The organism is Niabella soli DSM 19437 (assembly GCF_000243115.2).
GTDB classification, from domain to species: Bacteria; Bacteroidota; Bacteroidia; order Chitinophagales; family Chitinophagaceae; genus Niabella; species Niabella soli.
The window spans coordinates 1253737-1276231 of record NZ_CP007035.1 but is presented as its reverse complement, the minus strand read 5'-3'; the positions used below and the strand labels follow the sequence as shown (position 1 = coordinate 1276231).

Below are 22495 nucleotides of genomic sequence, written 5' to 3'. Positions count from 1 at the left end.
TTTGCGCCCCCATGAATGCCGCCCCAAAGCGGCATGAATGGGCCAGCATGTTCGAAGTAGGTGAGGTTACGAGCCTACGAGAACATAGCTGGCTCCCGAAAAATCGATGTACTAAACCGGATCAAACAGGCTTAGATCCGCAGGATCAGGCTTGTTTGATCTTAATTAAATGTGTTGAGGCTTATTCAAGCCCGGAGTTTCTTCATTGACGCCTATATACCATGAAAGGGAATTGGAGTGCGCTTATTGTGCTGCGTTTTATAGTTCATTGATCCGTGGCTGTTTCTTATCGCCCGATCCGGGTTTTGAAAATTGAAATCCTTCCACTTTGTTTACATAGTGATCAGCCTGGGGTAAGGCTACCGGTGGGTTGCGTCGCTTATTCTGTGCATCTTTCTTCCGCTGTTGTTGCAGCGCCGAATTAAGGCTGCTAAGATTTATTTTTTCTAAAGGAACATCGAGTTCAACAGATAGCCACCGGCGAAAGCGGGAAGGGGTTTCCAAGAACGCCATTTGTTCCCGGTAGATATCCAATATTTTACCGTACACCCCGTACCCATTATCCAGCAGATCTTTTCTTATAAATTCTTTATACATGATTTTCGCTATTTATTCCGTTGCCTGGATTTTTTTCCAGTAGTGCCAGTGCCCGCGCCCGCCTTATCAATTAGCTTTTGCGCCGCTTCGTAATGTTCTTTATACCACACAAGCGCCTGTTGCATGTCCTGCTGCTTTTTGTCATTGCTAAGGGTGATGGAGAAAACGACCAGGAGGGCAATTATTGCCAGGCATAAGCCAAGGCCCCATTGCCCCATGCCGTGCCAGAACGCCTGCCACCGGGGATGATCAGGGTCTACCTGCAACGTCTTTTTTGATTGCTGCATTTGTTCTGCCATTTCAGCCAGTTTTGTATGCATTGGTGTAAACAGGTGTTTACCTTCCTGTAATAAAATGGCTAGAATGGTAAGGGTAGTTTCATCCAGCTCAATGCCATATTGAAGCGCAATCTGTAACCGAAGTTTCTTTAAATCAATCCGCGATTGTTGCATGGGCTTAAATTTTTGATAACTCTTTGAGCATTTTTATCCTTTCGATAAACGCATAGGCTTCAATCCCTTTCCCTTCGCTGATTTTTTGCAGAATGCTCCTGTGCGGGGCTGTGGTGATATCAAAGTCTCCATATAGTTTAATAGCGCCTATATGGTTTTCGGTCGCAGACCTGAAAGCCATCAATTCCCTAATCAGCTGTGGTGTACCTGCAAACGTACTTTCATTAACATAAATGTTAGTTTCAAAAACACCTCCATTCAATATGGTAATCTTTTGCAGGTAATTTGTACAGGGTTCATAGGCGCTGCCCCCGGCGATAATAACATTAAAAATAAATTGAGCGTTTAATTGGTCTTGCACATCCTTAAACTCTTCAATAGTATAATCTTTTGAAAAAAGGGATGGCAATTGATCACTTTCCGGAGCGCCAAAGTCCAGATAAAAACAGTCGTAGTCCTTTTGCGAAAGTTCGTATAGGTTTTCAAAAAGCAATTGGCGATCCAGTTTTTCGCGGCTGTCCAGCAGGCTCATTGTCGCAAAACGCGACGGCGTTTTGCCCTGGAGGAATCTTAACTGTTGACAACTTGATTTTACAGAACTGTCAAAGTCCACAAAATAGGCCCGGTCGTTCCCTTGCTGTTTTAATGCCTGCAAATAAGTAAGCATTGATTTACCGGCGCCGCCCTTAGCCTGAATGTTAAATTGAAATTGCTGCATGTTTTAATTCTTTTATAATAAATAAATAGTGATGCAAAGGGGGAAAGATCAAAACCCTCTGCCTCTTTGCGTCCTTTGTTGTTCCTGTTGTTTGGCCCCGTCCATCAGCCAGGCGTTTAGATCGTCACGGCATTTATATAATTCGCTACTGTCCGTGTATTTTACCGATCCCATTTCCTGATTCCAGGAAAGTGCTTTTTGTGTGTACTGCCTGCCGGATAGATCCCTGTCTAAAAACAAGAATATTTTATGATGCTGCTCCATCAGGGAGCGGCTCTTTTCAAAAAAGGCAAGGGAATTTAGCACCAGGCAATTTGAAAAACCGGCACCTGTTTGGGGGCGGATAACTGCGAACGACAAAAAATTGAAGAAACCCTCAAATACATAAAGATCTTTTTTGCAGTTGTCAAAAAAAGTAATGTCTTTGGGGGAAGCGCTGCCCTTAAAATGAGCGTTCCTTAACTCAAAGCCGCCTGCATTATTGGGGAATCCAATGGAGTAATATTTTTTATCGCCCAGTTCATATTGCACCTCCCGGCAGTAGTTCCGCGCGATGGAGAGCGGGATTTTTCGCTGTTCCAGGTAACTGATTAGAGCAGGGGCCTGAATAGGGCCGGTTGCCACTATCTTGATCTTTTTCTTTTCATCGGGCGATGGTGTTGCGCTGAAAAGCGGGAAAGCCTGTGATTGGCCCCGGTGAAAAGAAAGAAATCCCTGTAATTTGTCCAACGCTTCGTGAATATTGCAGCTATGATATTGTAAACAGAAATCAATAATACTGCCGCCTTTTCCCAGTCCATGATCATACCACAGATTTTTTTGCCGATCCACCTTAAAAGATGGTGTTCTTTCATTTCTGCCAGGAAGTGGCGATAAGTACCAATATTCCCGATTGCGGCTCATCTTGATGTCCGGATGGTGCCCCAGGAAGGCAAGGTAGTCTATAAGGTCAATTTGCCTGATTGTTTCCCAGTTAATACTATTCATATTTGCATGAGTTTGAGTGTTAATAAAATTGCTGATGGTGATTTCCAAGCCAGCGCTTTAGGGTGTGCCAGAATCAGGTTGCAATAATTGCTGGATGTCGTTCCAAAGAAAATAAACCCTTGACCGTATCTTGTACGGCTTTAGCTTGCCGTGTTTGATCCAATCGTAAATAGTAGGCTTGGTAACCTGGAATAACTGGCAGACCTCCCCAATTTTATAAAGTGGTTTGTAGGTGAGGCCGGTGGTGTTATAACTGGTAGCCGGTGGAGGTCGTTTTTCTAACTGTTCAACTTCTTCGCGTATCAATACACGAAGTGTCTGCCAAAACTGTTCCGGATCTATCGGGAACAGCATTGGTGTTGCTGAATGCACACCATTTCCATTTTTTTCCATTATTAGCTGAATTAGACAGCTAAAGTGGATTTATGGAAAGGGAAATACGGGCTAAGTATACTTGTTTTTGGCTAAATAGTCTTATTCAGTTGTTTTTCTTGCTATGATCAGGACCTGAGAAACTGTTGTTCTAATTGCTTTAACAATTTTATGCCATCTGAGAACTTCATTGTCTCCAGAACCTTGAAGGCGTCTTCAAAACTTTTGCCAACTTCTACAAGGTGGCGGGATTCCAGTTTTGCGCGTTTGGCTTTTTTGAAAACCAAGTCAAGTTCATTTTTCATCCCTTTAGTGCTAACGCCAAAGAATTTGTGAAGCAGATCGGCGCATTTATCATTAGGAGAAAGGTAGTTTGCCTTGCTGGCTTTGTCAAATACGTAAAAAAGCAATACCAATGCGCGATTGGATAGCTGATCTTGCTTACACTTTTCGAGTAGTGAAAGTTCGCGTTGTTCATAGGTGGCTATAGCGTTTTCCAAATTCGGAAGAAACCTGCCCGTAAATATTGGGCGGTAAATAAAATAATATAGTGGTGGGAAAACGCCAATAGTGAAGATTGCAATGCTTAAAATGTAAGACAGATTTAAAGGACGACTAAAAAACGAAGTAATTAAAATGCCTAAAATAATTAATGAGCAAAAATGCAATAGAGCGTTTCTCCAGTAACCGTCTATTAGCTGACACCGGGTAGCTATAGCAGGCCAATATCGATGAACGCTACGTCTCCGCTCATGAATTTGACGGAACCGGGTATAAATGTAACTCGGACTTTCAGGAAGTTCAAATGTAAATTGATCAATCAGACGCCTCATATTCATATGCTTCATTTTCTGTGTTTTTTAGGTAAGTAATATTCGATTAGCTATATAAATTTACGAAATATTCAATAGGTTCCAAATAGTCAGTTTTCCGCTCTTTATTCAAAGGCGGGGTCGATAACACAAACTGGTCAAAATCGGATAAATTCGGTTGGAAAAGAATAAATAAAAAAGATTAAATGAAAAGAGAGGTAATTTTATAGAGCCATCAGCAAGAGTTATAAAATGAAGTAAGATTTGTGAAATTTAGTTCTTAAAAGTAGATCTTTTAAAAATTGATGCTGATTTTCAATAAATTATCAGCGATTGGCTTTTTGGCACAGAAACCCGGCAGTAATAAATTAAGCCGTCTGGCCGTCTGTTATAAAATAGTAATTCTGTTAGCTGAGGATAGAATTTGTAGTGAAATTCCAATAATTCTGTATGAATAAACTAATACTAATAGGAAATGGTTTCGATTTAGCACATGGGATGAAGACCAGTTATAAGGATTTTTTAATAGATTTTTTGAGAAGGTGTGCAAACGAAGCGCTTGATAAAAAAAGTCATTCAAGCTCCGATTTTAGGATAACAAGTAGGTTCGGTTTTTATGAGACGGGAGATATTAAAACGGCCATTAATGATCCCGGTAATTGGCAATTAGTGCTTAATGCCTTTTCGATAGATGAGGTTTTGATTACTACAAGTGTCGAAAAGTCTCAACAACAATTTGATGTTCAGTGCCTAAATCCAGTATTAAAAAAAGCAATAAATTCATGTTTGACATTGGGGTGGGTGGATATTGAACAAATATATTATGACGAATTAATACGCATTGCATCATCTGACACTAATAACTACGATAGAAAACTGAATACATTAAATAGCGGTATTGAAAGTATAAAAAAGAACCTACATGATTATCTGAAAAAACTGCCTGAGCCTCCCCGGAATAAATTTTTGTATGATGTATTTGCAGAGCCATTTAATGAATCGGACTTTCTAAAAGGTCCTTCAGAGCTAGACAGATGTGATCATATTCTTATTCTTAACTTCAATTATACATATACTCCGGATCTTTATATGCATGATCTAAATCCGAAATTTGCGAACAATCCATTAATTGATTCTATTCATATTCACGGAGAACTATATAATGTTGAGAATCCGCTGATCTTTGGATTTGGGGATGAGATGGATGATCATTATAAAATCTTAGAGAAAAAGAACGATAATCGGTTTCTCGACAATATGAAATCCTTTGGTTATTTTAGAACCGACAACTTGCGTAGACTGTCACGATTTTTGATGGAAGGTGAATACCAGGTTCAGATAATGGGACATTCATGCGGGCTATCTGACCGGGTGATGTTAAACGGTATATTTGAGCATGACAACTGCCGGTCGATTAAGATATTTCATCGTCGCCGGGGGAGTCATCTTGATGAGACTAACTATAAAGAACTAACACAGAATATATCGCGCCACTTTAATAAAAAACAAAGAATGAGGGATTTGGTTGTCCCTTATGACGTCAATAACTTTTTGCCACAAGTGGTCTCTTAGGTTTTTAATTGGGCATAACAAATTTATGGCAAAATTAAAATCCGGTGGTTGATGTAGTAAGAGAATAGAGGATCTATAGGTAATAGATACTTTTATGTAAGCGTTTGTGTCAAAAGAAGTGTAACTTTATGCTGTTAACGTTAAGCGTTATAAAGTGCAGTAAGATTTGAAGGATTTCGTGCTTGGAAGTAGACTAAAAGTAGACCAGAAAAGAATCGCAATTGATAATCAATGAAATATGGGCCTGTGACTTATCCCGTCCGGTCCGCAAAAAGGATCATCAGTAATGGTGATCCTTTTTGCTTTTTACCCTACTTTACTTTTAAGCGACTGACTTTCAGGATTCAATAGGATCGAGTCAAAAAGTAGACTAAAATTTAGGCCACCAGCGTCGATTAAAAATTGCTCAAGCATTGTCTTTCCCAATTAAGCTAAACCGACATCACTAATCGTAAATGATCGCTGCGGTTCGTATTAAGATCGGTAGTATTTGTTTAGAGGTACTCCATACGGCACCCTTACTATTATTCAATATTGCGGCCGATACCTATTTCATATGCAATTATTTATTTTTACAAGATAAATTGCTCAAAATAGTTGAAAGCCATTACCCGCACCATCTGGATTCTATCCCTGGTAAGTCTGTTAACAGACACCGCCAGCGAAATGCTTTATCCCGTTATGCCGCTGTATTTAAAAAGCATCGGGTTCTCCATCGTATTGATCGGAGTGCTGGAAGGGGTAGCGGAGGCGGTTGCGGGCTTAAGCAAGGGATACTTTGGTAAACTGTCGGACCATAGCGGGCGCAGGATGCCTTTTGTGCAATGGGGCTATTTTTTAAGCGCGATTTCCAAACCGATGATGGCCATCTTTATTACCCCTGTATGGATATTTTTTGCAAGGACCATTGACCGGTTAGGTAAAGGATTACGCACCGGAGCAAGAGATGCAATTTTATCTGATGAAGCCACATCGGCTACCAAAGGGAAAGTGTTCGGTTTTCATCGCTCGATGGATACGCTTGGAGCCGTGATAGGGCCGCTGTTGGCATTAATTTATTTGCAGTTTCATCCGGAGCAATACAAAAACCTCTTTATTATTGCCCTTGTGCCGGGGCTGCTGGCGGTTGGATGTGCTTTGCTGTTAAAAGATAAAAACCGCAGGCTGAAAGAGGCCCCAGGCCGGGTATCTTTCTTTTCTTTTTTTCATTATTGGAAGTATAGTCCTGCTCCTTATAAAAAACTGGTTGCCGGGTTGCTGGTCTTTACTTTATTTAACAGCTCAGACGTATTCCTGTTACTAAAGGCCCGTCAGTCGGGCATGACGGATGCGGGTGTTATAAAGGTTTATATTTTTTATAATTTGGTATATGCTTTATCCGCCTTTCCAATTGGCAGCCTTGCAGATAAATTAGGATTAAAAAGAACTTTTCTTTTCGGACTGTTTCTTTTTTCTGTTGTTTATGCCGGCGTAGGGTTTAGCAGTCGGCCTTACCTTTTTTATGCATTGTTTTTTCTTTATGGTATTTATGCAGCGGCTACAGAAGGAGTTTCCAAAGCCTGGATCAGCAATATCACTGATAAAAAGGATACGGCAACGGCTATTGGCACCTATTCGGGGTTTCAGAGTATCTGCGCCATGTTGGCGAGCTCTTTAACCGGCTGGATCTGGTTTCAATTTGGTGCAGGCGCAGCCTTTTTAGCAGCATCAGTTGTAACAATATTTGTAATTATATATATCGGCTTGTATATTTCCAAAACTAATCCTGAGCTTCAGCAAGAGTCTGCGTAATTGTATGCTTTTCCCCGTGCATTCAACAGCGCAACGAGGCCCTTTACCTTGCTGAAAGCCTCGGCCATTCCGATATATAAACAACCCAAAATTATTTGGCCGGTTTTGATATTGAAACTAGAAAGGAAAGAATGAAAGCGCTGTTCGATTTTTGATAACGTAGTAATAAATGGAAAGGAGCTAACCTTTGAGCGCGATGATGAGCGCGCCTTTCGGGTATTGAGTGGGGCCGGTGAAGGCCGAGCAGTGATTGACAAGGAGTTGATACTGCAGATCATATCGGCGCTTAATAAAATATAGTATTGTTTTAGCCATAAAATCTATTGCTTCGTTTTTTCAACGGTAAATTTGCTGACGGATAATAGGTGAAATATTACTCCGGCAGGATATCGATAGATTGCCGGATTTATTCAATTGTTGATACTATAAAGCGGACGCATGCTAAGAAAAGAGTTTATAAAAAATATATCGGCGGGATTGGTATTGCCTGCCCTGGTGAATAATCTGTCTTTTTCGTCGTCTTACGCCGGCGAATCCTTCGCTGATAAATTGCAGCCGGCAATAAAAGACGGCGGCTTTGAGATGGAAAATTATTGGATCTGGGATCCTTCAGTTGTAAAGGGCGAAGACGGAAGGTATCATATGTTTGCTTCCCGGTGGCCAAAAGAGATCGGTTTTGGTAACTGGGTAACCAACTCGGAAATTGTAAGAGCTGTGGCAGATAAACCCGAAGGGCCGTATTCGTTTGTAGAGGTGGTATTGGGACCAAGAGGAAAAGAATGGTTTGATGGATTGTGTACGTTTAATCCGCGCATTACAAAATATAATGGACAATACCTCTTATATTATGTAGGGGTTACTTATGATTTTCCGGTGCCCAATGATGCCGCAAATATCTGGGCAAACGGATTGGCACAAAAGGCCTGGATGCATAAACGGGCGGCAGTAGCTGTTTCCAGCTCGGTAAAAGGACCATGGAAAAGGATCAGCCACCCTCTGATGGAACCCCGGCCTGGTAAATGGGATGCGTCTATTATTTCCAATCCTTCTCCGGTGGTACTTCCTGGTGGTGAGATCTATCTTATGTACAAATCCTCTCCCAAAGGGCCGGAACCGCCGTTAATGCTGGGCGCGGCAATATCCAAAAATGGTTATAATGGACCCTACGAACGACTTTCAGATGGACCCTTGTTTGATTTTAAAAGTACAAAAGATAAGGAAAGTGACGTGGAGGACCCCTTTGTATGGTGGAATAAAGATCATTACGAACTAATAATGAAAGATCGCTTTGGTCACATTTGTGGGGAAGAAGGCGGAGGTATTCACGCCACTTCTAAGAATGGAGTGGATTGGAAATTGTCCAGTCCTGTAAAAGCCTACTCCCGGACAATAAAATGGAACGATGGCACCGTTACGCATCAGGCCAATTTTGAACGCCCCTTTTTGTTATTTGAAAACGGAAGCCCCACCCATTTATTTGCTGCTACGGGTTCGGGACCCAAACCCTACGAAGTGGATAAAACATGGAATATGGTGATTCCGCTGAAATAAATATTGGTCAAACCTGTTATTTTTATTCAAGCGGCTTTACTTGTATATTTCTGAAAAATAGCGAGCCGTCATGATGTTGCAATGCTATATAGCCGGTTTTAAACTTTCCGTAATTATCACTTTTCGCCCATTTGCCGGCTTTTTTGCGTTCTTCCCAATCCTTTGACCAGGGCTCGAAACTTAATAGTTTTACCCCGTTAAGCCAGTGTTCTGTTCTGCCAGGGGCCACTACAATCCTGGTAGTGTTCCATTCGCCTGCGGGGTGTAATATTTTTTTCGTTTCATCAGCGGGGTGCATGGCATAGTCAGCCCCGGTTTTCTGCCAATCCTGTAACAGTGCCGGATGCACTGCGCCAAAGTGTGCATTATAATCTTTTAAATCGGGGTGCATTTGTGCATAATTTACGTCGTCGATAAGCTGGTATTCCGGAGCGAGGCTTGAGGGGGATCCATAACCTTCCTTAACGTGATAAAAAATACCGCTATTGGCTCCTTTCGCTATTTTCCATTCAATTGTCAGCTCGAAATACCCGAACTCTTGTCCTCCAAAGATCACATCCTGGCCTCCCTTATATGAACCATCGGATTTTATTGTGGGGTCAAGCGAGAGCACACCATTGCTGATTGTCCAGCCCGGAGGTAATGTTGCACTATTATACCCACGCCATTTCGGCGCATTCTCTTTGCTTAATAAATCAATAGTCTTTTTATTCTGGGCGAAACAATGAAAAGCGGCTCCCGGAATGATTGATACAAACAATATTAATAAGGAAAGCCGGACTCTTGATTTCATAATTTTAATGTTTAAAATGAATAATCTTTTTTATCCAGGTACACTGGTTCGCTCAATTGTTGTTGCTGCATTGCCAATACTTTAAATATTTTTTTACCGGCTGTCGATACTTCCGGGGCAGGGGGACTATGCATTTTCTTCAGTCGCAACGTCGTTTTTCAGGTAATTCAGCAGGATGATCATTTCTTTCCACATAATTTGAGTTTTGCTAATTTACAACATCTTTTTCTATAAGTGTTTCAATACATTTACGGCATGCAGCTTTCTCCACAACAAAAGGCCCGGGTTGATGTACTCCGGCATCGTTTCGAAGATCTATCGAAAATTCCAACAGTTTTAAAATTGCGCTCAAGCGCCACTCGTTATAATGCACGAAAAATCCTTCTTGTGCCTACTCAATGAGTCTTAATTTGTTTGCAAGTGAGGGCAACAAAAAAGGGCTTCATCGTCTGAAACCCTTGTTGGTATTGGTGGGAGTTGACGGGTTCGAACCGCCGACCCTCTGCTTGTAAGGCAGATGCTCTGAACCAGCTGAGCTAAACTCCCTTTTGTTTTCCGCGTTGGGAGTGCAAATATAAATGCAGATACATTAACAGCAAAATATTTTTTTATATTTTTTTGTGCATTTTGCAGCATGTCATTTTATTGCACATTCGTAAAAGAAAAAGGAAAGGGTACGGTTCATGAAAAATACCATGATACAGAATATGGCTTTCCGCTGGATTCAGACAATGAACTGTTTGCCAGGCTTGTTTTGGAAATCAACCAGGCCGGCCTGAGCTGGGAAACCATTCTTAAAAAGAAAGATGCTTTTTATAAGGCATTTGATCAGTTTGATATTCAAAAAGTGAGCAAATACAATCAAAAGAAATTTGACGCATTAATGCAGGATGCCGGCATCATCCGGAATCGCCTGAAAATAAATGCGGCTATTGAAAATGCTAAAGTGATGTGCTTGCTTCAAAAGGAATTTGGGTCATTTAAAAACTGGCTGGATCATCATCACCCCAAAACCAAAGAAGAGTGGGTGAAGCTGTTTAAAAAGCATTTTAAATTTACCGGGGGCGAGATTGTAAACGAATTCCTGATGAGCACCGGGTATTTGCCGGGTTGTCATTCGGAAGATTGTCCGGTCTATAAAAAAATTCTTAAGAAAAAACCCATGTGGCTGAAAGGAAAATAGCTCGTGGATCAGCAATTCATCGCCCGTGACGAAGCGAATCTAAAATAAATACAGCCGGTTCTGCATGCGAGTCAATATACGGTTGAAACTGCTTATATGCTCAATATTTAAAAGTCAATATTTCAATCTCAACTTATCTTTTTCAATCTTTTTCCTGAAAAACTCCCGGAAATTATTATCGGCTCCTTTGAATAAATAAATATAATCGCCTTTTTCTTTGGCATATTCATTGGTAACGCTATCGATTTTTGCGACCGATACAAAACCCTTTGCAAAATCATGTTGCTCTTCATGGGCATCGTCCGTAACAAGGATCATGTCCCGGATATATTTTCCGGAAGGAAGCCAATACAAAAAACTCGCATTATCGCTATAGGCTTCGGGCAAATGATATTCCGATCCATAGTGATTCACGGCACCCGCCATTCCGTAATTATTGCAAAATATAAATACATCTTTTTTTGAGGAACTGTCCAACAGGTTATAGGCTTTTGCCACTTTCTGCGTCATTTCCTTCCAGCCCAGCATGTCTGAAAAATCTTGTGGCAGCGGGTGATCCTTTAAATCTTCCCATTGCAATAAACCTGTTTTCCGGGCATTCAGTTTTACATATAAACGGGCAAGTTGCGGGGGCGGCAAAACGGGTAGTAAAAGCGGTATGAAGAACAGACCGGTTATTACAGGGAAAAGTATAAGCACTATCCGCAGGCGTTTTCGTTTTAGTTCCGTGAATTTTTCCAATTGCACGGCACCAAAAGCAAAGAGCGCGGGGTATACACCCATTGCGTAATAGCTCTTGCCATGACCCAGCAGCAGGAGCGCTATTACGAACAGGTAGCCCCAGGCAATAAAACGATATTGTTTGGAGCGTAATGCGTAAAAGAAGCCGGTTAGCCATATAAAAAAACAAGGCAGGTTGTATAACAGTTGATCTGCCAGAAAACCCGGTGGATGCACATATTGCAACTGCGAGTCCCGCAGTTCCCGCATATGAAATACAACCGGGAAATGATGCAGGTATTGCCAGGCCAGGTTGGGCAGGAAAATAATAAAGCTGATCAATGCTGCATACCAAAAATGTTTATTTAAGAACAGGCTTCGGTGTTGGGTAAATAATAACCCCAGTAAAATGGCTGCAGTATAAAAAGCAACCGAATATTTGCTCAGCATGCCTAAGGCAACACTTACGCCAAACAGGTATAACCATTTAGGGTTGCTGGTTTGGGTAAAACGGATGATACTGAACGCCATCATGGTCCAGAAAAAAATTTCAGGTGCATTGGGCTGAAATAAAAAGAACATTCTCAGGTAGGCGCCGAAAAGGAAGGGCAGGAACAGCAAGAGGATCGCAAATTTTTTTCCACCGAGTGATTGTACTATTTTTCCCGAGACAATGAAGGTGGCGGCCCCAAACAATGAAGGCCATAACTTTACCCAAAACATACTGCCGCCAAACAGGTTGGTGAACCATGAAAATAATGAGAGCATGGGAGGTACTTCCATAAATCCCAAAGCTAGGTGCCGGCCTTCGGCCAGGTAGAGCAGCTCATCCCGGTGGGGCTCGTAAAAGGGATGTTGCAGTAAGTAAGGAATTATTATTTTGATCAGCGCCAGAAAATACAACAGCCGGTTGCTTTTAGCCATTTGTTTTTATTTAAAGGTATGAAGTTCAGCGGTTCTACAACAGTGCGAACTGCACAATTGATCCAGCTTGTGCAGACAGGAGCGGGGGTTAAGGGCTATGCCTGACATGAAATTAAAACGTATAACCGGTATCATTTGATAATAACTACCATCGCGCTTCCCGCAGGAATGGCAATAACAATGTTTCCATTAGTTGGTGCATAAACCGGACTTTTCTGCGGCGCAAAATTTCCCGAAGCATCCGGCTGGCTTCCGGCGAAAGTTATACCGCTGGTTGCAGTGAGGCCGGGAGCCGTGAGGGCCAGTGCCTGGGCTGTCTGTGCCTTTATCCCCGGCTGAATAGTTAAGGCGATGGCTTGCTGTTCCTCTTTATTGATGATCGTCACATATTCGGTACCGGTATCGGCACATGCAAATATGTTTACATTTAACCGGGTGCCGGAGACGTTGCCGGGTATCAGCCTGCCCATAGCCGCGGCATGAAAGGCAAGCAGGGCGTAGTATTCCGGCCTTGCTATGGGAATACCATTGGTCATAGCAATAGGGGTGTACGCGCCTCCCTGGCCACCATGAAAATTAACTCCCTGGCAATGATGCATAGCTGCCGTCCACATAAAGTCCAATGCCCAAAGGGCCGAAGCAAACACATCGCTGACGCCTTTACGACCTCCGGAGTATACACTGTTACATTCCGCGATCCGGTAAGGCAATTGCACCGCTTTTGCATCGGTATTCAATGCATCCAGGTAGGTGGGCAAACGGGTATCATCCGCCAGGATGGTTTTATAAGTAATAGTGGTATCACTTGCCGGTCCTGTACGGTAATAATGGGCGGTAAGCAAACCTATGTTGTGACTTTCGGAAGCGGAAAAACCCGCCGTCCATTTGGTATTATACGCCACATCGGGCCCGGCAAACGGAAAGCTTAAGTTATTACTTTTGATTGCCGTATAGTATTGTTCCCACTGCTTTTCATAATCGGGTAACTGGAAGGTAGCGCTTCGATGCCCATTCCCGGCAAACAGGTCCGGTTCGTTCCCGTTTTGTAAATAAGCGATGGTATTTTTCAGGGAGCTGTTGTTGAGATAGGTGCCTTCTGATACAACCCGCGCCGGGTCAAACACTCCCATATTGAACCCAAAAATAACGGGCCAACCTACCGCATTGGCAAAAGCTGCAAAATGATCTATATCGCTGGTGGTAAGCGAGTCCTTGCCGGTTTGGGCGCTACGGGGGCCGCCCGTCCAAACCAGGTTATCGCTGGAGTTGCCCCCCACCCGCAGGAAGCCCCTGCCAAGATTGCGGATCAATTGAATAAGTACCGTGTTGGAAGGACTAAGAAAATTGCCATCTGTTAAAGCGCTGGTTTCATAGCTAAAGCCCGTAAACGTTGCGGGCAGGGCATCTCCGGGTTGGTCTGGGTGTAATACCAGGGTAACGGGAGCGCCCTGCGGCGGTGGCAAAGGGGGCGTGCTACTTTTTGTACAACTGCCGAACAGCGCCAGCCACAGCAAACCTGGTAAAAAAGCAGGGAGGATGCTATGTTGTTGCATGTTTTTTTGTTTTTGACCTGCTCCTTTATGCCGGGTTTAATCGCCTGATGGGGGAAGTATTGATAAAATGCTTTTGGGCTGTTTTGTCTACGGGGCCTTGCTAAAACAGTGTCAACTGTCCCAATGTACGCGGGGCGCCGGCGTTGCTGCCGGAAATAGCGTAAACCGGGGTTTCCCCGTATCGGGAGGCAATAATGATAGCAGTGGTTGCCGCCTGCTTATGAAACAGGTCACGGACCAGGTCGGGGTTATTGTTGTCGGCAGAAAGATGAGAGAGGAACAGGTGGCTCATATGTGGTGGCCGGCAGGAAGTAAAAAGATCAAGCGCTTCTTTATTGGATAAATGTCCCTGACCGCCACGGATCCTTTTTTTTAGGTGATAAGGGTACCGTCCTTTTTCCAGTAGCACTTCATCGTAATTGGCTTCCAGGAATGCCGCATGACATCTTTGAAAATGCGTACTGAGGTTTTCGCAAACTTTTCCAATATCAGTAAAAATGCCGATACAGGTATGGGGATCTTCCACGGTAAAGCTGTGTGGATCAGCGGCATCGTGGTGTTTTAGGAAAGGGCTGACTGCGAGCGCGCCGATGTGGACGGGCGTTCCTGCGCACAGGAACTGTACCAGGTCTGGATCCAGTGAAAGGCCTGCGTGCCGTAATGTGCCCGCAGAAATGTAAACGGGGAGCTGGTGCTTGCGGGACAGCACTTCCAGGCCCTTGATATGGTCGCTATGCTCATGCGATATAAAAATCGCTTTTACTTTCTTCATCGTCAGCCCCAGCCGGTACATCCTTTTTTCTGTTTCCCGGCAAGACAGGCCGGCGTCTATCAATACCGCCTCCTCATCGTTGCCGATATAATAACAGTTACCATTACTGCCGGAATTGAGCGCTGCAACATAAAGGGAAGTCATGCTGCAAAATACACTGTTTTTGTTAAACGGGTGGTTGCCCCGGAAAATGGTTTTTTATGGGGCGCATTTGCCTCTTATTTTAGGATATTTCGTTATATTGTAGGTGCATTATGAAAAGAAGTTTAACAACCTTCCTGCAGGCGGTCATCGTGCTTACCGGCATTGTTATGCTGGTCTTTTTGATCCGGGTTCCCTTAACCGAGGGAAGGGCCGCCAACCTGGATTTGCTCCGCATTTATTCGGATCCGTTTATCCTGTATGGATACGCAACGGCTATCGTTTTCTTTGTTGCGTTGTATAAGGCGTTCAAATTGCTTGGATATATTGGTCAGGATAAAGCAGGCTCGTCCGCCGCTATCGGAGCTTTAAGGAGCATAAGGTATTGCGCCATTATATTAAGTATTTTAATTGCGGCAGCAGGGCTATACATAAAAGTATTCCATAATAAAGAGGACGACCCGGCGGGTTTTCTTGCCATTTGTATCGTGACTATTGTTGTTGCCGTAATAGTTGCAACTGCCGCGTCAGTAGTTGAAAAAAAATGGCAGAAGGTTATGGATAAGAAAGCGGGAATTGATCGCTGATGAAACTAGGCTTTTTGCTTTTGGACTACAATGACATAGTGTTCTGATAATCTTGGGGATACGGGCTTCAGATCATCTGATTTGAACCGGAACGGATATGGCGGTTAATAACTCAATGTATTATAATTTTTTTACCATGACCTCCAAAGATCAGTTATATTGGGGCTGTCACGTTCAGCATGCCAGGCAGTTTCTTGCAGGTAAATAGCAGCCCCCGTCGCGGTTTTTATTTTTTGCTCTTTTTTACTGCGGTCTTTTTAGTCGCCGTCTTTTTAGCCGGAGATTTTTTAGCGGCGGCCTTCCTGGTGGGCTTGCTGAAAGCCCCCGGCAGTTCCGCCTCGATCATTTTTTTAACGGTTTCCAGCGGCAATTGTGCAGCTTCTTCCGGTGTATATTTTTCACCGGTATCTTTCCGGCCCAGTTTCACCATTTTCTTACCGAAGCGTATAAATGCACCCCAACGCCCGTTTTCCAAAGCGATCTTTTCTTCAGGCCATTGTTGTATATAACGATTGGATTCTTTCTCAATTTTGGCCCTGATCAGTTCATCGATATCATTTTGTGTCAATGCTTCAAAATTATACCTGCGGGGAACATTAACATAAAGGTCATTCCATTTAATAAAGGGCCCAAACCGGCCTTTGCCTTTAGTAACGGGTTTTGCATCGAACCATCCAACAGGGGCGTCGGCAACCTGTTTTTCCCGGATCAGCGCCACGGCACGCTCCATAGTTACAGATAAAGGATCTTCGGCTCTTGGAATTGAAATAAAATCTTCGCCCCATTTTACATAAGGGCCAAAACGGCCTACATTTACGGATACTTCCCTGCCTTCATGCGCTCCCAGTTGCAGCGGCAGTTTAAACAGGTCGATGGCTTCTTCAAAAGAAATGGTTTCAATGCTCTGGCCCTTACGTAGCGTGGCAAACCGAGGCTTTTCCTCATCATCTGCATTACCTATCTGCACCATAGGACCAAATCGTCCCATACGGGCAAAAACGGGTCTTCCGCTCTCCGGGTCCGTGCCCAGTTCCCGCTCTCCTTTAATGCGTTCGGCTGTTTCAATGGTATTGTCAACATCGCCCTTAAACGGGTGATAGAAGTCGTCAATTAATTTATTCCATTGCAGTTTTCCATTGGCTATTTCATCAAATTCCCCTTCAATTTTAGCGGTGAAACCATAATCCATGATATCGCCAAAATATTGCTTCAGGAAATCGGTAACCACCAGCCCCAGGTCCGTAGGAAATAATTTTGATTTTTCTGCGCCGGTCATCTCAACGGCTTCTTTTTTATGCAGGATGTTGTCCTTTAAAAGGATTGTCCGGTATTTACGCTCCGTTCCTTCTTTATCCCGTTTCTCCACATATTCTCTTTTTAAAATGGTTGAGATCGTGGGGGCATAAGTAGAAGGCCGTCCAATGCCCAGCTCTTCCAGTTTTTTTACCAGTGAGGCTTCCGTATAACGGGGGGAGGGGCGGGTAAACCGTTCAGTGCCGGTCATCTCTACCAATGGCAATTCCTGGCCCACTGTTAAAGGAGGCAGCATGCCTTCCTGCAATTCATCTTCGTGTATATCTTCATCGTCCCGGTCCTCGTGATAAATTTTCAGGAAACCATCGAATTTGATCACTTCGCCGCTCGCAGTCAGTTCTTCTTTATTGGTTGAGATCCGGATCTTCGCTGTGGTTTTCTCCAGCCGGGCATCGGCCATCTGGCAGGCCATGGTGCGCTTCCAAATGAGGTCGTACAACCGTTTCCAGTCGTTGTTTTCAACAGAGATATTGCTCATGTAGGTGGGGCGGATGGCCTCGTGCGCTTCCTGCGCGCTTTCGTTTTTATTTTTAAACCGCCGGAACTGGTGGTACTCCTCGCCGTACATGCTCTTTATAGTATTGGTAAGGTCGCCAAGGGCGGTATTGCTTAAATTGACACTATCCGTACGCATGTACGTAATATGCCCGTTCTCGTATAACTGCTGGGCGATCTGCATGGTACGGCTCACACTGTACCCAAACTTCCGGCTGGCTTCCTGTTGCAGGGTGGAAGTAGTAAACGGCGGGGCGGGGGTGCGCTTGCCGGGCTTTACCTGTATATCGCTAACATTGTAAGCCGCGTTAACGCAGGACTGAAGAAATTGGGCTGCATCTTCAGCGGTATTGTATTTGGCGCCTTCGGCCTTAAAGGAAACTTTTTTCCCCGTAATATCGGTTGCCGTAAAAATTGCCGCGATTTTGAAACTGCTTTGCGGTTCAAAAGCATTTATCTCGCGCTCCCGTTCGGCGATAAGGCGTACGGCCACACTTTGTACCCGGCCGGCGCTTAAATTATTTTTGACGCTTATTTTCCGCCATAAGACCGGGCTTAACTCGAACCCTACGATCCGGTCCAGCACCCTGCGGGCCTGTTGGGCGTCTACCAGGTTCATATCTACATGGCGGGGCGACAGAACAGCTTGTTGAATAGCCGGTTTGGTTATCTCATTAAAAACAATACGTTTCGTTGTTTTGGGGTTGAGACCCAATACTTCACAAAGGTGCCAACTGATGGCTTCCCCCTCACGGTCCTCATCCGTTGCCAGCCAGATCTCTTCACTTTTTGCCGCCAGCGTTTTCAGGTCGCGTACCACTTTTTCTTTTCCTTCAGAAACCACATAACGGGGATGAAACTGCCTTTCGATGTCGATTCCCATACCTGCTTTTTCCAGGTCACGTATATGCCCGAAACTACTTTTGACCTGGAAATCCTTACCCAGAAATTTCTCTATTGTCTTTGCTTTTGCAGGGCTTTCTACTATCAATAAATTCTTCGCCATATTTCTATCTCAACTGCTTTTTGAAGCCAAATTTTGGACAAGATTAAATTTTTTTTTTAAATCGGCTCATTTTTGCCCATCCGAAAAGATACGACCTTTTGCAGGAATGCACTCAAAATACTAAAAAACAGTTTGTTGGAGCCAATTATCATAGCACGGGGCACCGTCAGGCTTATTGAAACAGGAAAAAGATCAGCTATCCAAAAAAGCATAAACCTTATTTAGAACAGCGGCGTCTCTGTAAATGCCGCTATGCCCCAGGTCTTCGGTGAAAAGGAATTCAATATTAGGATAACGCAAATCGCTAATGGTTAAGGCTTCTGCTGCAGGAATAATCTGGTCCGATTGATCCTGTATCCATAAAACCGGGGAACGAAGATCCGGCAGGCATCTTTCTATCGAAAACCAATCCAGGTTTTTGCCATTGCTCAGGCGCGTAACATTGTTGTAAAAATGTTTTTGTGTCGAAGGGTCCGTGATAGCCATCGCTTTCAAAAAAGTGGTGGCAAGGGTTTGGGCGTTAGTGGCAGGCGCGAACAGCACAATTTTTTTATTTTCATTTTGGGCTTGTTCCGCCACCACACTTAGCACAACGGCAAGCCCGCCAAAGGAGTGTGCTACATAAACATCGAATGGGCCGTACCTGCTGGTGATGAGACTGATCGCTTTGGTATAGTCAATTGCATTGATCCGCTTGCCGGCACTTAGCCCGTGCGCCGGCGCATCAAAAGCAACAATTTCATAGTTCCTTTCTATTAAATGAGGAATTAAATGTTCAAAACGCTGGGTGTGGGAGCGGAAACCATGCGCGATCAACAATTTTTCAGGAGCGCCTTTGTTCCAGCGGTAACCTCTTAGCAGCATTCCGTTGCAGGTCATTTGCAATGCTTCTGCAGATTGTAACACGGCGGTAGCTGCATACGTTGTTTTTCCAAAAGGCGTACAGAATATATTGAAGGCTTTGTTGCCGGCTTTCCGTTTTGAGAAAAGGGCGAGGAGGCTGATCTGTGTTTTTAACCCTGCCTTTATAAAATTTTGTAATTTCATCCGCAAGCAAAGGTATCTGATATTATGAAGATTGTTATAGTTGGTACAGGAAACGTGGCAACCGTACTGGGTAAAAAGCTGGTGGCCGCCGGCCATGAAATAGTGCAGGTTTACGGACGAGATACAACAGCAGCGTCGAAACTGGCCTATGAATGGGGCACAAAGTCGATTAATTATACCAGCCTTATCACCCGGGATGCGGATCTGTATCTGATAGCAGTTGCCGATGCTGCCATACCCGTCATTGCCGCCGATTTGCAGCTCAAAGATAAAGTAGTAGCGCATACAGCAGCGGCAGTTCCTATGGAAGCACTGGAGAAGGTTTCCGAAAACTACGGCGTTTTTTACCCTTTGCAAAGTATCCGTAAAGAACAGGTGGTGTTTCCTGAACTCACTATTTATACAGAGGCCGTTAATGTATATACCCGGAACGTTTTAGATCACCTGGCGCAATCGATCACCGACCTTCCGGTGCATCATGCAGATATCGCGCTGCGCTCAAAATTGCACGTTGCGGCGGTGTTCGTAAATAATTTTACCAACTATCTTTTTGATCTTGCCGAAACTTTTTGTGAAAAGGAAGGGATTGGTTTTGATGAGCTATTGCCACTGATCCGGAATACGGTAGACCGGCTTACCACGGACCGGCCGCGCAATATGCAAACGGGGCCGGCCATCAGAAAAGATCTGGAAACGATCGCCCGGCATAAAGCGCTGTTAAATAATTATCCGGAGCAGCTTGCAGTATATGATTTCCTGTCAAATGCATTGATGCACCATTAACGGGAAGTGTTTAAAATGCGTTTAAACCAATACATTTGCAGGAAATCAAATAAGAAGATCAGATGGATTTGCTGCAGCGTTTTCAGAAAGTGAGGGTTTTTATGTTTGATGTGGACGGCGTATTGACCAACGGCGATCTACTGGTTTTGGAAAGCGGCGAAATGGCCCGTACGATGAATACCCGGGACGGGTATGCGCTGCAATTGGCCGTGAAGCATGGTTACAGAATAATTATAGTTTCGGGATCGGCCCCATCGGCCGTCCAGCTCCGGTTGAACCGCCTGGGAATTGATGAAGTGCATTTCCAGGTGAAGGATAAAAAAGCATTTATTGAAAACCTGATGAAAGACCGTGGGATTCCTGCAGATGAAGTACTGTTTATGGGAGATGATATGCCCGATCTTCCTGTTTTTGACAGTATATCGTTATCCTGTTGTCCGCTGGATGCGGCGATTGATGTACAAAGAGCCGCCAAATTTATATCCGGGTTACCGGGGGGCCGTGGCTGTGTACGCGAGGTGATTGAAAAAGTGCTGCGGGCAAATGATCAATGGGGAAATGAACCGTTAATCGCCTCTACTTAATTTTAAGATACGATGAAACTGATCCCTGCATTTTTAAAACTGGTCCGGTGGCCCAACCTCATTTTTATAATGCTGACGCAGGTGCTGTTTCAATATGGTATTTATTACCCTGTTTATAGAAATAGTATACCGGCAGGCGACACGCTCCAATTTATATTGCTGGTGGTTGCCTCCTTGTTTATTGCTGCTGGGGGAAATATCATCAACGATTATTTCGATATGAATATCGACCGTATTAATAATCCCCGAAAGATGGTCATCGGAAAATATATTAACCGCCGGTGGGCATTGCTCTGGCACCTGGTACTGAGTGTGCTCGGTATTTTATTAACGGCTATTGCCGTTAATCCCTTTTCAAGGTGGTACCTGGTAGTGGCGAATGTTATTTGCGTCATTTTATTATGGTTCTATTCTGCAAGGTTTAAGAAAGATACCTTAATCGGGAACGTTATCGTTTCGCTGCTTACCGCCTGGACGATCATGATCATTTTTCTTTCAAAATTTTCTTTTTTTGACGCCTTTCATAATGCGCTGCCCCAACAATTGAAATTATTCCGCTTTGCGGTTCTGTATTCAGGCTTTGCGTTTATTATTTCACTGGTAAGAGAAGCGATCAAAGATGTGGAAGACATAGCCGGCGATCGTAAATACGGATGTAAAACTATGCCCATCGTATGGGGTATTAACGCCACGAAAGTATATGTGGCCGTTTGGATCATGCTCCTGATAGCGCTTTTAGGGGTGGTACAGGTTTATATTCTTCAGCTAGGCTGGTGGCTGGGCGTTGCCTATTGTACGGTGTTGATCATTGTACCCGCCCTATACCTGTTCAAAAAATTGATAGGGGCCAATAGTTCGAAAGATTATCATGATATCAGCAACCTTACAAAGACTATTATGCTTACCGGCATATTGTCTATGATAACTTTTTATTTTTATTTGTGATGGATATGACCAGCGATCCTGTTATACTTGCCTCCTCGTCGCCCCGGCGCAAACGGCTTTTAGAGCTGGCAGATATTCCCTTTACGGTACTGACGAAAGAAATTGATGAAACCTTCAGGCCCGGACTGGAACTGAATGCCGCTGTTACAGATGTAGCCAAACGGAAAGCTTTGGCAATAAAGGATCAGGTGGGGTCTGATAACATTATTATTGCTGCGGATACGATCGTTGTCTTAAATGATTGGGTCATTGGAAAGCCCGCGAATAAAGATGAGGCCATTAATATCCTCACCCAACTGCAGGGGAATACACACCGGGTGATTACGGGTGTTGCGTTACTGAAACATACAAAGGAGATTCTGTTTTCCGAATGCACTGAAGTGGTATTACATCCGTTAACGCCGCAGCAGATTATTTACTATATCGACAAATACCAGCCCTTTGATAAGGCGGGCGCTTATGCCATCCAGGAATGGATCGGTGTGGTGGGCATAAAAAAGATCAATGGTGATTTTTATAATGTTATGGGTTTGCCTGTGAGCCGTGTATTGCAAGAGCTGGAGCAATTGTAGCACATCGGTTTTGATATTAAGCAGGCCAAGGTCACTTAATCCAAAGGCTGCCACAAATACCCGCAGATTACGCATCCCGATAAATCGGGAGCCAACGGCGCGGCGCGGATTACCCTTCATTCTTCTGCGATATTCTGCGTAATCTCGGGAGACCTTTGCCCCGCTGATCTGCAGGGGTCATTTTCGTTGTATCAAGTATAAGTATTAGAAACTCAGCGTATGAA

At 43.9% G+C, this 22495-nt stretch carries 22 protein-coding genes and 1 tRNA gene; 9 read left to right on the top strand and 14 right to left on the bottom strand.

Annotation, left to right across the window (positions count from 1 at the left end; all coding sequences use genetic code 11):
* Positions 1-258: 258 nt before the first annotated feature.
* From NIASO_RS05355 to NIASO_RS05330, 6 genes are all read right to left on the bottom strand, one after another.
* Positions 259-597 carry a hypothetical protein gene (locus NIASO_RS05355; RefSeq protein ID WP_008582851.1) on the bottom strand — a complete coding sequence of 113 codons (339 nt, stop codon included), beginning with the start codon at positions 595-597 and terminating at the stop codon, positions 259-261.
* Between the two features lie 8 nt (positions 598-605).
* Positions 606-1049, bottom strand: a complete 444-nt coding sequence (locus NIASO_RS05350; protein WP_008582852.1) for a hypothetical protein — start codon at positions 1047-1049, stop codon at positions 606-608.
* Between the two features lie 4 nt (positions 1050-1053).
* Complete coding sequence (locus NIASO_RS05345) at positions 1054-1767, bottom strand: hypothetical protein (RefSeq protein WP_008582853.1); 714 nt, start codon at positions 1765-1767, stop codon at positions 1054-1056.
* 48 nt (positions 1768-1815) lie between these two features.
* Entirely contained in the window at positions 1816-2754 is a 939-nt protein-coding gene (locus tag NIASO_RS05340; RefSeq protein WP_008582854.1) for a toprim domain-containing protein, read from the bottom strand.
* Between the two features lie 57 nt (positions 2755-2811).
* Complete coding sequence (locus NIASO_RS05335) at positions 2812-3147, bottom strand: helix-turn-helix domain-containing protein (protein ID WP_008582855.1); 336 nt, start codon at positions 3145-3147, stop codon at positions 2812-2814.
* Between the two features lie 107 nt (positions 3148-3254).
* Positions 3255-3974, bottom strand: coding sequence for a hypothetical protein (locus tag NIASO_RS05330; RefSeq protein ID WP_008582856.1), 720 nt, complete (start codon positions 3972-3974; stop codon positions 3255-3257).
* A gap of 414 nt (positions 3975-4388) precedes the next feature.
* Between NIASO_RS05330 and NIASO_RS19890 the strand changes: the two genes are divergently transcribed.
* From NIASO_RS19890 to NIASO_RS05315, 3 genes are all read left to right on the top strand, one after another.
* Positions 4389-5510, top strand: a complete 1122-nt coding sequence (locus NIASO_RS19890; protein WP_008582858.1) for an AbiH family protein — start codon at positions 4389-4391, stop codon at positions 5508-5510.
* A 597-nt stretch (positions 5511-6107) separates the two neighbouring features.
* Positions 6108-7301 (top strand): MFS transporter, encoded by a 1194-nt coding sequence (locus tag NIASO_RS05320; RefSeq protein WP_008582862.1) that lies wholly within the window; start codon positions 6108-6110, stop codon positions 7299-7301.
* Positions 7302-7739: 438 nt separating this feature from the next.
* Positions 7740-8852 (top strand): glycoside hydrolase family protein, encoded by a 1113-nt coding sequence (locus NIASO_RS05315; protein ID WP_008582864.1) that lies wholly within the window; start codon positions 7740-7742, stop codon positions 8850-8852.
* A gap of 22 nt (positions 8853-8874) precedes the next feature.
* Here NIASO_RS05315 and NIASO_RS05310 read toward each other — a convergent pair whose 3' ends face one another.
* The 3 genes from NIASO_RS05310 to NIASO_RS05305 all read right to left on the bottom strand — a co-directional run bounded on the left by NIASO_RS05310 (position 8875) and on the right by NIASO_RS05305 (position 10191).
* Positions 8875-9645 carry a 3-keto-disaccharide hydrolase gene (locus NIASO_RS05310; protein ID WP_008582866.1) on the bottom strand — a complete coding sequence of 257 codons (771 nt, stop codon included), beginning with the start codon at positions 9643-9645 and terminating at the stop codon, positions 8875-8877.
* 11 nt (positions 9646-9656) lie between these two features.
* The gene (locus tag NIASO_RS20555) at positions 9657-9779 is read right to left on the bottom strand and encodes a hypothetical protein (RefSeq protein ID WP_262491847.1); all 123 of its coding nucleotides are present in this window, start codon (positions 9777-9779) and stop codon (positions 9657-9659) included.
* 334 nt (positions 9780-10113) lie between these two features.
* Positions 10114-10191, bottom strand: a tRNA-Val gene (locus NIASO_RS05305).
* An 88-nt stretch (positions 10192-10279) separates the two neighbouring features.
* On the opposite strand from NIASO_RS05305, the gene NIASO_RS05300 reads away from it, so the two are divergent.
* Positions 10280-10828, top strand: a complete 549-nt coding sequence (locus NIASO_RS05300; protein WP_008582868.1) for a DNA-3-methyladenine glycosylase I — start codon at positions 10280-10282, stop codon at positions 10826-10828.
* A gap of 114 nt (positions 10829-10942) precedes the next feature.
* Here the strand turns inward: NIASO_RS05300 and NIASO_RS05295 are convergent, their stop codons facing one another.
* The 3 genes from NIASO_RS05295 to NIASO_RS05285 all read right to left on the bottom strand — a co-directional run bounded on the left by NIASO_RS05295 (position 10943) and on the right by NIASO_RS05285 (position 14941).
* Positions 10943-12472, bottom strand: coding sequence for a glycosyltransferase family 39 protein (locus NIASO_RS05295; RefSeq protein ID WP_008582870.1), 1530 nt, complete (start codon positions 12470-12472; stop codon positions 10943-10945).
* A gap of 131 nt (positions 12473-12603) precedes the next feature.
* Positions 12604-14025: a hypothetical protein gene (locus tag NIASO_RS05290; protein WP_008582872.1), complete on the bottom strand. Its 1422-nt coding sequence runs from the start codon at positions 14023-14025 to the stop codon at positions 12604-12606.
* Positions 14026-14125: 100 nt separating this feature from the next.
* Positions 14126-14941 (bottom strand): MBL fold metallo-hydrolase, encoded by an 816-nt coding sequence (locus NIASO_RS05285; protein ID WP_008582874.1) that lies wholly within the window; start codon positions 14939-14941, stop codon positions 14126-14128.
* A gap of 110 nt (positions 14942-15051) precedes the next feature.
* On the opposite strand from NIASO_RS05285, the gene NIASO_RS05280 reads away from it, so the two are divergent.
* Positions 15052-15525 carry a DUF2975 domain-containing protein gene (locus NIASO_RS05280; RefSeq protein ID WP_008582876.1) on the top strand — a complete coding sequence of 158 codons (474 nt, stop codon included), beginning with the start codon at positions 15052-15054 and terminating at the stop codon, positions 15523-15525.
* 226 nt (positions 15526-15751) lie between these two features.
* On the opposite strand, the gene topA is transcribed toward NIASO_RS05280, so the two are convergent.
* On the bottom strand, positions 15752-18340 hold the full coding sequence (gene topA, locus NIASO_RS05275) for a type I DNA topoisomerase (RefSeq protein ID WP_008582879.1): 2589 nt from the start codon (positions 18338-18340) through the stop codon (positions 15752-15754).
* A gap of 192 nt (positions 18341-18532) precedes the next feature.
* A complete protein-coding gene (locus NIASO_RS05270; protein WP_008582881.1) occupies positions 18533-19387 on the bottom strand; it encodes an alpha/beta hydrolase in 855 nt (284 codons plus the stop codon).
* 24 nt (positions 19388-19411) lie between these two features.
* Here NIASO_RS05270 and NIASO_RS05265 point away from each other — a divergent pair, with 24 nt between their 5' ends.
* The 4 genes from NIASO_RS05265 to NIASO_RS05250 all read left to right on the top strand — a co-directional run bounded on the left by NIASO_RS05265 (position 19412) and on the right by NIASO_RS05250 (position 22271).
* Positions 19412-20170: a Rossmann-like and DUF2520 domain-containing protein gene (locus NIASO_RS05265; RefSeq protein ID WP_008582883.1), complete on the top strand. Its 759-nt coding sequence runs from the start codon at positions 19412-19414 to the stop codon at positions 20168-20170.
* 62 nt (positions 20171-20232) lie between these two features.
* Positions 20233-20754: a KdsC family phosphatase gene (locus NIASO_RS05260; protein WP_008582885.1), complete on the top strand. Its 522-nt coding sequence runs from the start codon at positions 20233-20235 to the stop codon at positions 20752-20754.
* Positions 20755-20766: 12 nt separating this feature from the next.
* Positions 20767-21699: a geranylgeranylglycerol-phosphate geranylgeranyltransferase gene (locus NIASO_RS05255; protein WP_008582887.1), complete on the top strand. Its 933-nt coding sequence runs from the start codon at positions 20767-20769 to the stop codon at positions 21697-21699.
* A gap of 5 nt (positions 21700-21704) precedes the next feature.
* Positions 21705-22271, top strand: a complete 567-nt coding sequence (locus NIASO_RS05250) for a Maf family protein (RefSeq protein ID WP_044046480.1) — start codon at positions 21705-21707, stop codon at positions 22269-22271.
* The last annotated feature ends 224 nt before the right edge of the window (positions 22272-22495 follow it).